Consider the following 12,284-nt stretch of genomic DNA (forward strand, 5'->3'; position numbering starts at 1 on the left):
GTGCTGGCAACTTCACGGGCTATGGCAACGGATTGGACAACGTCATTACCGGCGGTTCGGGCAACGACACCCTTTACGGTGGCGCAGGTGCCGATCAATTCATCGGCGGCGCTGGCTACGACACAGCTGGCTACATCGATAGTAAGGAGGCCATGGTTCTTAATCTGAGAACGAATGTTGTCTCAGGAATCGGTACCGGAGATACGTTCACAAGCATCGAGGCTTTCGGCGGATCTAATTTCAACGACGTGTTTTACGGCGGTAGCACGGCCACTGGAATTGATGGTGCGGGTGGCCAGGATATGGTTACGTACGAACTGTCTGAAGAAGCAGTGACTATTGATCTCCTTACTAGTACCGCTAACAAAGGTGATGCCGCAGGCGATACCTATACTCGAGTCGAGATTTTTCAGGGTAGCGGGCTCAATGACACGCTCTTAGGCTCAAATGTGGGAGACACATTTATAGGCGGAGCTGGCGCAGACACCATTGACGGTCGCGCAGGCGTGGACGGCGTTTGGTACATCACCAACTCGACCGCGGTCAGTATCAATTTGCAGACACAGATCAACCAAGGCGGGGATGCCGAGGGCGATGTACTGCTCAATATTGAAAGGGTAGTAGGCAGCCATTTTGACGACGTCTTGATCGGAGACTCGGGCGCCAATTACTTGGAGGGAGGCCTTGGCAACGATCTTATCAACGGGGGCGACGGGAACGACTACATCTATGGTGGCTTGTACTCCCAGATCGCTCCCTTCACGCTCGAAGGCCAGACCAACGGCCCGCAGGCAGACACGCTTTATGGCGGTAGCGGTAACGACAATATCGTGACTGCCGCAGATGACCGAGGCAGCCGAGCGTATGGTGAGGCAGGTGCTGATGTTATCACTGTCGTACACGGCACGGCCGACGGCGGCGATGGCAATGATGTGTTGACTGGTACTGGACTTGATTTTTCACTATTCGGCGGCGCGGGTGATGACAAGCTAGTGCTCAAGGCCAGCGGCAGGGCAGAGGGCGGGGAAGGTGATGACACCTATACGGTCGATACCAGTGCTTTGGTAACAATCCAGGACACAGGCGCAAGCCGGGGCGATAAGCTCGTTCTATCTTATATCCGCAGCGTTGATCTTCTAATGGATCGTATCGGTGCCGACCTCTATCTGCACAGGTCTAAATACACAGCAGGGGAGGAGCCTAAGGAGGGCGTATTGCTCAAGGACTGGTTCGCGGGTTACAACACCATCGAACAAATTCAGACCTCTGATATCCAGTTGATCAGCCTGCCGACCAGCTCAAGCGCGATGTTCGCGTGACGGTGTAATCAAGGCTCCCATAGTCAAGAGATGAGCCTGAAAAGATGAAAGGGGCGGCCTAATAGGCCGTCCTTTTTTATGAACGAGCCATGTGGCGTTGCCTATCTCAGTGAACTAGTCCCATACACCCACCGCAGACTCAGTTGAGTCATGAACCACAGCAGCGCCAGCAGCACCAGCCAGAAGATCAGCAGCAGCGACAGCACCAGCATCTGCGAGCCACTGAGCAGCGCGGTGAACAGCACGAAGCACAGTGCCAAGGCCACCGACAGCCAGATGGACACGCACAGCAGCATGCTCACCAGCAGACGGCCGATGGCCAGGTACGACAGCTGTGGCGGCAGCGCCTTGTGGGCGGCCAGCAGCGCGACCAGGCCGTACAGCAGGCCCACGGCGCTGCCGACCGGGATCAGCCAGTCACCGTTGTAGGCGCTGCTGTTGGCCATGGGCACCAGAGTCAGCAGCTTGACGTAGATGGCGCTGAACAACAGCGCACAGGCGAGTGCCGCTTCACCTCGATTGACCACGCCTTGCCCCGGCTGGACCAGACCCTTGATGCGCATCAGGTGCAGGCTCAGCCACAGCGGCAGCAGGGTGGTCAGTACGAACGACAGCAGGTTCAGGGGCTGCATCAGCACCGTGAAGTCGGGCGCGTCGGCCTGGTTTTCGGCCCAGCCTGCCAGCAGCCACCACAGCATGTTGTAGAGCACCGCCACCAGCACGGCGGCGGTGAAATAAAGCCCCAGGAACATCATGATGAGCCGCTTCGGCCGGGTGACGTCGACAAGGTTGTGGCGTTGCAGGTACCAGCGTGTCATCAGCAAGGCACAGCAGCCATCGACGGCCAGGCCGCCGGGCAGGTAGGCGGCGACCTGCCACAGGTTGTTCAGGTAGGCCGTGAAATGCTCGTGCGGCAGGGTGAACCACATCACCACCCAACGCAGCACCAGCGCGACCATGCTGAACGCCATGATGGCGAGCAGCATCTGCACGGGCAGCCGCGAAGGTGCAGCAGGTTTGAGCGTGGCGTTGGGGGCAGCTTGGGTAGCGGTTGGCGGCGTGTCGTACATGCTGAGTGCTTTCACAATGTTTAGCGGATGCCGGCAGATATACCGGCATCGCGCTCGCCTGTGAAGCGTGTCGAGCCTGTGGCGCTATCCCGTGTGAATGGCAACACGGTTCCCTGAATGCTCAGGCCGTAGTGGGGCGGTAGACCAAACGCAGGCTCAGTTGCGTCAATGGCCACAGCAGCCCGAGCAGAATGAACCCGAACGGCAGGGTGTAGAACTCCGCGTCACCGTAACGGCGGCTTTCGATCAGGACGAACAGAAAGGATCCCATCTGTGCCAAGACCACCAGCCAGACCATCATGCACACGGCCAGGCTGCCCAGTAGACGTCGTACCTGCAGGCGCGGCAACGGCTGCGCGAAGAACCGGTAGGCAGCGGCCATTGCGACTGCTCCATACAGGAGCCCGGCCAGTTGGCTGACCGCGATGGCGCCCCTTAACTCGTAGGTCGAATCAATGAACGTCAGCGCCAGCGTCAACAGGGTCTGGTAGGCCAGATGGAACATCAGCCCGAACAGCAGGGCGGCTTCAGCCCGCGTGACCGGGCTTGGTCCGGACTCTACCTGACCGTGGGTGCGCGTCAGGTGCAGGCTGAGCCACAGCGGCAGCAGCGCGAGGAGCAGGAAATGGCCTTGATTGAGCAGGATGCGAGGCAGACGCGCTATATGTCGAGTCTCGCGGTCGTCCAGCCAGGGCCGCAAGAGTTGCTCCAGCAGTTGGTAGAGCGTGCCGAGACCGAAGTAGAGGATCAGATAGAGGATTAAATAGAGGATAAAGAACAGTGCCAGCCAACGCCCGGGCCGTATGAGTTGCTTCAGGTCATGGCGTTGCATGTACCAGAGGACCAGCAGCAGGGCGCAGCCTGTTTTAGTGGCCAATTCCGCAGGCCAGGTCGCCGCCCACCTCCACAGGTCGTGCAGGTAGTACTGGAACATTTCGGGGGGCATCTGCAGCCAGCGGCGAAACCAGCGGGAGGCAATCGACAGCGCAGAGCAGATCATCATTGCGATCATCGCCTGAACAGGCAGTTGGCGCAGCAGGCGTGATTCGCCCGGCACCCGTGGCGCGCGCTGACAGGGCTCGCCCGGAGCAGGCGAGTTGAAATGTTGCAGCGCGTGCTTTGTCAGCGCCCAGAGCAACATCGCCAGCGTCAGCGCAGAGAATGGAACGAAGCCCTTTATCAAGAACTCAAGGCCGAGATGACCCAGCATGGCCAGCCCCCAATAGAGCTGCGCAACTGCCGCCAGCCAAAGCCCGGCGCACAGTGTGACGCGGTAAAGCAGGCGGCCGACAGGCAGTGCCGCTGTATACGGTGCGCAGTACCTGAGTGCGGCGATGCACGCCACCAGGGCGTATAGGGCGCAGACCATATGAGCGAGCGCCCACGCATCGCTCGAGTGGTAGCCGTTGGTGATCCATTTCAGCCAGTCGAGAAATTTGGTGCAGAACAGGCTGAACGTCAGGCCGAAGGCCAGCGCCAGTTCAGTGCGTCCGACGGCGCTACGTCCGGCTTCGAAGTGCCCCGAAATGCGTGCAACGTGCAGGCTCAGCCACAACGGCAGCAGGGTGGTGAGCACGTAGAACAGTATGTTCATAGGCTCTTGGAGCAAACCGATGAGCGTTCTGCTGAGTACTGGGTCCTGCATGTCGATCACAGTCTGCCAGAACATTCTGTAAAGCCGGTTGAGGACGATACTGCTCAGCAGGTTGAGGCTTGCGAGTAGCGCGATGGTTCTGGTGTAGCCAGTGAGATCCAGCAGGCCATGATGCTGCAGATACCAGCGTGTCAGCAGCAGGGCAAGGCAGCCCTCAAGGGCCAGGGCGCCCGGCCAGGACATGGCCGCGTTCCAGATATCCTCCACGGAGCGCTGAAAGTCTTCAGGGGAGTCGTTCAACCATCCGCAGAGGTAGCGGACCGCGATGTTCAGGAGGCAGCAGATCATCATCACCACCATCAAACGCAGCGGTAGCGGTGACAGTGTTCGGCTTTGCGTGGGTAAGCCGGATACGTTCCGGCCGGCGAGGGCAGAAGGGCAATGCATGTTGGAGGTCTTCCGTGAGGCGTGCGTCAGCGCGCCATCAGGTGGCGGCGCTTGGAGCGGGGTTATGAAAGTTGTCTGTGCGCGTTAGCGCGAAGGCGGCGGCAGCCATTGCGAGCCGCCGAGGCGGGGGCGCAGCCAGGTGATGACCGACAGCGCGGCCGAGAGTATCAGCAGGTACTCGAAAAAGCGGAAAGGCACCACCAGCCAGTTGCTCAGCTCACGCACCACCTGGCCCTCGGCATCGACGAAACGGAAATCGTAATTGACCCCGGTGCTGCTGCCGCCGTGGCTGATGTCTTCATGGGTTTGCAGGTGCGTGCCGGCGGGGGCGAACAGCCATTCCAGCGGCTGGTTGTAGAGGTAGTTGCCACGGGCATCGAGCAGCATCGCCACGTAGGCGACGAAAGCGATCACGATCGCCGCCGCAGCGGGCTTGGCCCAGGTGATGCGGAATTTCCACATGGCCGCACTGAACGCCACCAGAATGCCGATGCTGGCCACGCCATCGATGAAGATGGCGCCGTGGAAGAACAGTGCGACCAGCAGGCCGAAGACGCCGAAGGCGGCGATGAGGGCAGTGGCGATGCCGAAGATGTAGAGGACGGTAGCGAGGCTTGAGCGTGGCTTTTTCATGGGGGCGATTCTAACCCACGCCTGCACTGGGATCCCAGGCGCACGCTGCGCCGGGTCGTTACGCTTTTAGACGGACCGAGGACCTCGGTGGCCCTGTCAGCCGGCGGAAAGCGACGCGGGTGATCGGCTTGTCAGGGCAGGCTGGCGCGAGTGGCGGCCTGAATGGCAGCGACTCCTCTGGCGTGAGAAAAACCACTCTGTTGCTGACACACCTTGAAACATTCGTGACGGTTCTGCGGTCAACCGCCTGTCTCGTCCACTGCCTGGCCTTTCATGAAAACACCCGACCCCGCCCGCCGCCTGCCGCAGCTCAACCAATTGCGTAATCTGAAAATGGCCCGCTCCGCCCACGCCTATGTGCGCGGCAGTACCGTGCAGTTCTACGAGTGGCTGCAAAGCCAGCCGGGCCGACGTTTGCCACGCGGCCCGGCGGTGTGGATCTGCGGGGATTGCCATGCCGGCAACCTCGGCCCCACCGGCGACCTCAAGGGCGGTATCGACGTGCACATACGGGACCTGGACCAGACCGTGGTCGGCAACCCGGCCCATGACCTCGTACGCCTGGCGCTGTCGCTGGCCACCGCTGCGCGGGGCTCCGACCTGCCAGGGGTGACCACTGCGCGCATGCTCGAAGAAATGATGCGTGGCTACGAGCTGGCGTTCCAGACCAGCCTCGACCACGAGCCGCCGCGCCCGCAGCAGGTCAAGGCCGGCATGCGCAGCGCGGTGCGCCGTACCTGGAAGCACCTGGCCCGTGAACGCATGCAGGCCAGCCGCCTGACCCTGCCGCTGGGCAAGCACTTCTGGCGCCTGAGCAAGGCCGAGCGCCAGGCCATCGAGGTGCTGTGCCAGACCCCGGAAATCCACGCACTGGTCACCGCACTCAAGGGCCGCAGTCATGACGACGAAGTCGCGCTGCTCGACTGCGCCTACTGGGTAAAGGGCTGCAGCTCTTTGGGGCTGCGTCGCTATGCGGTGCTGCTCAGCGTCAGCGATGGCGAGGATGAAGACTACTGCCTGCTGGACATCAAACAGGCGGTGGCCGCCGCTGCACCGCGTGCCGCCCGCGCCGGTATGCCGCGCGACAATGGTCGGCGCGTAGTGGAAGGCGCCCGGCAACTGTCACCCGGCCTGGGCAACCGCATGCTCGCCGTGCGCCTGCTGGAGCATTCGTTCTTCATCCGTGAACTGCTGCCTCAGGACCTCAAGCTGGAGCTGGACCAGCTCGACCCGCGCCAAGCCATGGAAGCGGCCAGCTACCTGGCCCGAGTGGTCGGCCAGGCCCATGCCCGGCAAATGGACCTGGAAACCCGCCTGGACTGGATCAACGACCTGCAGAACAACCGCACCCGCACCCTGGATGCGCCGTCGTGGCTGTGGAGCAGCGTGGTGGAACTGGTCGGCGCCCACGAGATGGGCTACCTCGCGCACTGTCGGCGCTATGCGCTGGAGCAGGACGCCGACTGACCCACTGCCTCAAACAGCATCCAGCCCGTTGCAAGGCGCCTGCCGGCCACGGGCACTGAAGGCCCAGACCATCAGCAAGCCCAGCGTTGCCATGGCGGCACCGGCCAGGGAAATCGCCGGGTAGCCAAGCCCGGCGTTGATCACCGCGCCGCCCAGCGCCGCACCGATGGCGTTACCCAGGTTGAAGGCGCCGATGTTCACCGCCGAGGCCAGGTTCGGCGCGTCGTGGGCGGCTTGCATCACGCGCATCTGCAGCGGCGGCACCAAGGCAAAACTGGCAATACCCCAGAGCAGAATCGCCAGCGCTGCCGGCAGTGACCAGCGCATCAGCACGGTGAAGGCCAGCAGCACCGCAATGAGCACTGCCAGCGACACCACCAAGGTGCGCTCCACCGAACGGTCCGCGGCCTTGCCGCCCCAGATGTTGCCCAAGGTCAGGCCGATGCCGAACAGCACCAGCATGCCGGTAATGAACGGTGTATCCGCATGGGTCTCGCTGTGCAGGATCGGCGCGATGTAGGTGAACACGGTGAACATCGCACTGGAGCCCACCACCGTCAGCGCCAGTGCGGCGAGCACCGGGCCACGGCCCAGCACGCGGATCTCGGCCAGCACGCCGTCGCTCTTGCCCAGCGGAATATTCGGCAGCGCGAACCACAGCGCGGTCATCGCCACCAGGCCCAGCCCGGCGATACCCCAGAAGGTGGTGCGCCAGCCGAGCATTTCGCCCAGCCAGGTGGCCAGCGGCACGCCGCCGATGGTCGCCAGGGTCAGGCCCATGAACATCGCCGCCACTGCCCCGGCACGTTTGTCCGGCGCCACCACGCTGGCGGCCACGATCGAGCCGACGCCGAAGAACGCACCGTGGTTGAGCGAGGTCACCACCCGAGCGATCAGCAGGCTCTGGTAGTCGGTGGCCAGGGCCGACATCAGGTTGCCCAGGGTGAAAATCGCCATCAGGCCGATGAGCAAAAGCCGGCGCGGAATGCGCCCGGTGGCCAGGGTCATCAGCGGGGCACCGATCAGCACGCCCAGGGCATAGGCACTGACCAGCAGGCCAGCCGCCGGAATCGACACGCCGAGGTCATCGGCGATGCCCGGCAGCATGCCCATGGGCGCGAACTCGGTCACGCCGATGCCGAAGGCACCCATGGCGAGTGCGGCAAGGGGAGGGTTGATACGCATGGAAGTCTCCTTATCTGTGCTGCAAATGCTACGATCCGCGTTTTGCAGGCGGTAGACCGTTCTGCGGACAATCACCTTTGCGTGGGAGGCACAAATGGACCTCAATGGCCGATCTGGCGAGCTGCTCGTGTTTGCCCAGGTGGCCCAGGCCGGCAGCCTCTCCGCTGCCGCCCGGGCCCTGGGTCTGACCCCTTCGGCGGTCAGCCGCATCATCGCCCGCACCGAACAGCGCCTCGGCACCCGGCTGCTGCTGCGCACCACCCGCGCCATCACCCTGACCTGCGAAGGCGAAGCCTACCTGCGCGGCGCCCGGCGCATTCTCGCCGACCTCGACGAAGTGGAAGACGCCATCGCCGACCAGAGCGTGCCCAAAGGCCGCCTGCGGGTCAGCGCCGCCCTGGGCCACGGCCGCGTGACAGTGGTGCCGCTGATCGCCGCCTTCAGCGCCCGCTACCCGCAGATCACCGTCGACCTGAGCCTGAGCGACGAAGTGGTTGATATCCTTGCCGGTGAAGCCGACGTCGCCCTGCGCTTCGGCCACCTGCCCGACAGCCCACTCACCGCCCGCCCCATCGGCAGCAACGGCCAGGTCATCGTCGCCTCGCCGGCTTACCTAGAACGCCACGGCACCCCGCGCCAACCCGAAGACCTCGCCAACCATAACTGCCTGCGCTTCAACTTCCGTCGCAGCGAACCCGACTGGCCCTTCATCCGCGACGGCCAGATCTTTCGGCTCAAGGTGCGCGGCAACATCGAATGCAGCAGCGGCGAGGCGCTGGCGCAACTGGCCAGGCTGGGGGCAGGTATCGCGCGGATCGGCGCTTTTACCGTGGTAGACGAGTTGCAGCGCGGGGAGCTGGTGGCGCTGCTGGAGGACTTCAATCCGGGGGATCGGGAGCCGATTCATGCGGTGTTCGTGGGCGGGGAGGCGATGCCGGCGAGGGTGAGGGTGTTTGTGGATTTTTTGCTGGAGATGAGTGCTGCGAGCGCTGGGTAGATGGGGTTCGGCACCGGTTTAGTGTTGAGCACCCCAAGGCGCCATCAGCGGCCTGAAGCGGTTATCCGCTATCGGGCAGATGCCTGTGCTCATGGAGGGGGACGCAATGCTGTCATTCGTGGGCGCGGGCTGAGGACCGACACGTACGCCAGATTTTCTGGGGGGGCTGGATACAGACGCCTTGTCATCGCCGGCTCAAACCGCCTCGCTGCGAAGCCAACCCCACATTGATCACGAGCCGGCTCCTCAGATTGAACCTTGGTTTACGCGGGCAGAAAGTTGCTCCGCCGTTTCCTTGCGCTCCGAATAGCGATCCACGAGGAAGTCCTTCTGATCGCGCAGCAGCAGGGTGAACCTCATCAGTTCTTCCATGACATCGACCACACGATCGTAGTAGGCAGAGGGTTTCATGCGATTGTCCGTGTCGAATTCCATGAAGGCCTTGGGCACCGACGACTGATTGGGGATGGTGAACATCCTCATCCAGCGACCCAGAACCCGCAATTGATTGACCACGTTGAACGACTGCGAACCGCCGCATACCTGCATGACGGCAAGCGTTTTGCCCTGGCTGGGCCTGACCGCACCCAGCGCCAGGGGAATCCAGTCGATCTGCGCCTTGAATACGGCGGACATGGCGCCGTGCCGCTCCGGTGAGCACCAGACCTGTCCCTCCGACCACAGCACAAGATCACGCAGTTCCTGCACCTTGGGGTGTTCGACAGGTGCATCATCGGGCAGGGGCAGGCCGGAAGGATCGAAGATACGGGTCTCGGCACCGAAATGTTGAAGCAGTCGTGCGGCTTCTTCGACCAACAGGCGGCTGAAGCTGCGCTCACGGGTGGAGCCGTGGAGCAACAGGATCCGCGGCGGGTGCTGACTGGGTTCGACGTGGCAGGAGAACTGGCCGATCAGGTCGTGTTCGAGGTTGGGAAGTTCAGCGGTCATGGAGAAGTCCCTCAAAGTTGGCCAATACGCTCTAGCTCGCGATGCAGCTGGTCACGGCTCCAGCGGCCGAATGGCAGCGCCAGGAAGGCGCGGCAACGGCGTTCGATCTGCGCAAGCGTGGCGTTGAACGCAGCTGAAACCTCGGCTTCGTCGCCCTGCACATCGGAAGGGTCTTGCAGCCCCCAGTGCGCCTTGAGTGCCGGGCCGAAGTACACCGGGCAGGCTTCACCCGCTGCCTTGTCGCACACGGTGATGACGATATCGGGCGGGTTGGCCTCGAAGGCGTCGTTACCCTTGCTGCTTAAACCCACGGTCGAAATGCCTGCCTCTTGCAGCGTTCGCAGGCTGCGAGGCAGCACTTCACCCTTGGGGAAGCTGCCCGCACTCACGGCCTCGAATCCATCAGGCGCAAGATGGTTGAACATCGCCTCTGAAAGAATGCTGCGGCAGCTGTTGGCCGTGCACATGAACAGGACTCGCATGCTAACTCCTGCCGCCAATGGCGGACATCAAAGGCTCAAGCGCCAGGCAAGTGCCGAAAGGGTAATGAACAGAATGGGGAGGGTCAGCAAGGCGCCCACCTTGAAGTAGTACCCCCAGCTGATGCGGATGCCTTTGCGCTCTAGGACATGCAGCCACAGCAAGGTCGCCAGGCTGCCGATGGGCGTGATCTTCGGGCCGAGATCACAGCCAATGACGTTGGCGTAGATCATCGCCTCGCGCACCAGGCCGGAGCTGCTGCTGGCCTCGATGGACAGCGCACCGATCAGTACGCTGGGCATGTTGTTCATCACCGACGACAGCAGGGCCGACAACAGCCCGGTACCGAGCGCAGCCGCCCACAGACCCTGTTCGCCCAGCCAGTCGAGCACGGCTGTGAGGTAGCCTGTAAGGCCCGCATTGCTCAGGCCGTAGACCACCAGATACATGCCCAACGAGAACACCACGATTTGCCAGGGCGCCTCACGCAGTATGCGGCGAGTCGAAATGACCTGCCCTCTGGACGCCACCGCGAAGAGGATGGCCGCACACACAGCCGCGACCGCGCTGATCGGCACGCCCACGGGCTCCAGGGCGAAAAGCCCGACCAGCAGCAGGGCCAGCACCCAGCAGCCACATGCAAAGGTGCTGCGGTCGCGAATGGCGGATGACGGTGGTTTCAGATCTTCCAGGGCGTAAGCGGCTGGCACTTCACGGCGAAAGTAGATGAACAGCACCAGCAGCGTCGACGCCACGCTGGCCCCGGCAACCGGCAGCATGACCGAGGCGTATTCGGCGAAGCCCAGCCTGAAGAAGTCGGCAGAAACGATATTGACCAGGTTGGAGACCACCAGCGGCAGGCTCGCGGTGTCGGCAATGAAGCCTGCCGCCATGACAAACGCCAGAGTGGCGCCGGCGGAAAAGCGCAATGCCATCAACAGCGAAATGACGATGGGGGTGAGGATCAGCGCGGCACCGTCATTGGCGAACAACGCCGACACGGCGGCGCCCAGTAACACGGTGAACGCGAAGAGACGTCGACCGTTGCCGTTCGCCCAGCGGGCCACGTGCAAGGCCGCCCACTCGAAGAAACCGGCCTCGTCCAGCAACAGGCTGATGATGATGATTGCGATGAACGTGGCGGTCGCGTTCCACACTACCGCCCAGACAGTCGGGATGTCCTGAAAGGAAACTGCACCGACCGTCAGCGCCAGGACGGCGCCCAGGGTCGCACTCCAGCCAACCCCCAGGCCTCGGGGCTGCCAGATGACCAGAACGAGGGTGAAGACAAATACAGCGGCGGCAATGACCATTCCAGGACTCCCGGCAAACATCAGCAGCAACGGGAGGCGCGCTGGGGGCGCCCATCCATCTGGCTCAGGCGCGCGTTGCTGTCGCTCAGCCAGGCCGCGTTGCCTTCCGATGTGATGCGCAGCACATCGTTGAACCACACGGGGAGTTCGGGATTGAGCCGGTAGTACACCCATTGTCCCTGCCGACGATCGAGCAGCAGCCCGGAAGCACGCAGCTGCGCCAAGTGGCGGCTGATCTTGGATTGATTGTCTTGCAGGGCGCACATCAGCTCGCAGACACAGAGCTCTCCGTGTTCGGCGATCAGCAGGGTGGCGCGAGCACGGGTCTCGTCTGCCAGGCACTTGAAGGCTTCGGGTGGGGTCAGCATGATGACTACATATGTGGAAAGTCGAATATGTGGATATTCACATATAAAGATGCGACTGGCCAACAGGTGTGAAGAAAATTACAAAGGCAGGCGCATACGCATGAACGATATTGAAATACTGTCCTGGTCTCCGGACGGCCGCTACCAGGTCCAGGCAACCCCCTGGGAAGCCGGCCACTCGCACTGGCTGTTGCCACCGCACATCATCGATACCCAAACCTCGGACCGGGTGTTTGGCTTCGAGGATCCGCGCTGGTCAGCAGACCTCAGTACCTGGCTGAGCCCGACCCGCGTCGAACTCAAGCTGCGCAAATACCCCGGTCATCGGGCACCTCTGGGGATCACGGTGATCATTGAATGTGTGCGGCGTACCGCTGAGTATGGCGATGGCACGCACGTCGAATTGGCCCGCCTGGAAAGCACCCTTGAGGGGATGCTCGACCGGCTCGGCTGAACGCACTTA

General features: G+C 62.6%; 12 protein-coding genes. 4 read left to right on the top strand and 8 right to left on the bottom strand.

Translation table 11 applies throughout. From position 1 onward, the window contains the following. Window positions 1-1,319: calcium-binding protein (locus QZ497_RS13340; protein ID WP_295475598.1), on the top strand; the 1,319-nt coding region annotated here is incomplete at its 5' end. Between the two features lie 101 nt (window positions 1,320-1,420). Here QZ497_RS13340 and QZ497_RS13345 read toward each other — a convergent pair. The 3 genes from QZ497_RS13345 to QZ497_RS13355 form a co-directional block, all read right to left on the bottom strand. Continuing rightward, window positions 1,421-2,389 (bottom strand): hypothetical protein, encoded by a 969-nt coding sequence (locus QZ497_RS13345; RefSeq protein WP_295475600.1) that lies wholly within the window; start codon window positions 2,387-2,389, stop codon window positions 1,421-1,423. Between the two features lie 121 nt (window positions 2,390-2,510). After that, window positions 2,511-4,430, bottom strand: coding sequence for a hypothetical protein (locus tag QZ497_RS13350; protein ID WP_295475602.1), 1,920 nt, complete (start codon window positions 4,428-4,430; stop codon window positions 2,511-2,513). 84 nt (window positions 4,431-4,514) lie between these two features. Beyond that, on the bottom strand, window positions 4,515-5,063 hold the full coding sequence (locus QZ497_RS13355) for a hypothetical protein (protein ID WP_295475605.1): 549 nt from the start codon (window positions 5,061-5,063) through the stop codon (window positions 4,515-4,517). A gap of 273 nt (window positions 5,064-5,336) precedes the next feature. Between QZ497_RS13355 and QZ497_RS13360 the strand changes: the two genes are divergently transcribed. Further along, on the top strand, window positions 5,337-6,530 hold the full coding sequence (locus QZ497_RS13360) for a DUF2252 family protein (RefSeq protein WP_295475608.1): 1,194 nt from the start codon (window positions 5,337-5,339) through the stop codon (window positions 6,528-6,530). 9 nt (window positions 6,531-6,539) lie between these two features. On the opposite strand, the gene QZ497_RS13365 is transcribed toward QZ497_RS13360, so the two are convergent. Continuing rightward, entirely contained in the window at window positions 6,540-7,715 is a 1,176-nt protein-coding gene (locus tag QZ497_RS13365; protein WP_295475610.1) for an MFS transporter, read from the bottom strand. Between the two features lie 94 nt (window positions 7,716-7,809). On the opposite strand from QZ497_RS13365, the gene QZ497_RS13370 reads away from it, so the two are divergent. Next, on the top strand, window positions 7,810-8,712 hold the full coding sequence (locus QZ497_RS13370) for a LysR family transcriptional regulator (protein ID WP_295475613.1): 903 nt from the start codon (window positions 7,810-7,812) through the stop codon (window positions 8,710-8,712). Between the two features lie 246 nt (window positions 8,713-8,958). Here the strand turns inward: QZ497_RS13370 and arsH are convergent, their stop codons facing one another. From arsH to QZ497_RS13390, 4 genes are read right to left on the bottom strand one after another with little or no spacing between them, the layout of a single operon-like run. Further along, the gene (gene arsH, locus QZ497_RS13375; RefSeq protein ID WP_295475616.1) at window positions 8,959-9,660 is read right to left on the bottom strand and encodes an arsenical resistance protein ArsH; all 702 of its coding nucleotides are present in this window, start codon (window positions 9,658-9,660) and stop codon (window positions 8,959-8,961) included. A gap of 11 nt (window positions 9,661-9,671) precedes the next feature. After that, window positions 9,672-10,142, bottom strand: a complete 471-nt coding sequence (locus tag QZ497_RS13380; protein WP_295475619.1) for an arsenate reductase ArsC — start codon at window positions 10,140-10,142, stop codon at window positions 9,672-9,674. Window positions 10,143-10,169: 27 nt separating this feature from the next. Next, the gene (locus QZ497_RS13385) at window positions 10,170-11,453 is read right to left on the bottom strand and encodes an arsenic transporter (RefSeq protein ID WP_295475622.1); all 1,284 of its coding nucleotides are present in this window, start codon (window positions 11,451-11,453) and stop codon (window positions 10,170-10,172) included. Between the two features lie 20 nt (window positions 11,454-11,473). Then, complete coding sequence (locus tag QZ497_RS13390; protein ID WP_295475624.1) at window positions 11,474-11,821, bottom strand: metalloregulator ArsR/SmtB family transcription factor; 348 nt, start codon at window positions 11,819-11,821, stop codon at window positions 11,474-11,476. A gap of 100 nt (window positions 11,822-11,921) precedes the next feature. On the opposite strand from QZ497_RS13390, the gene QZ497_RS13395 reads away from it, so the two are divergent. Next, a complete protein-coding gene (locus QZ497_RS13395; protein WP_295475627.1) occupies window positions 11,922-12,275 on the top strand; it encodes a hypothetical protein in 354 nt (117 codons plus the stop codon). Window positions 12,276-12,284 lie beyond the last annotated feature (9 nt).

The sequence above is a fragment of the uncultured Pseudomonas sp. genome (genome assembly GCF_913777995.1).
Lineage (GTDB): Bacteria > Pseudomonadota > Gammaproteobacteria > Pseudomonadales > Pseudomonadaceae > Aquipseudomonas.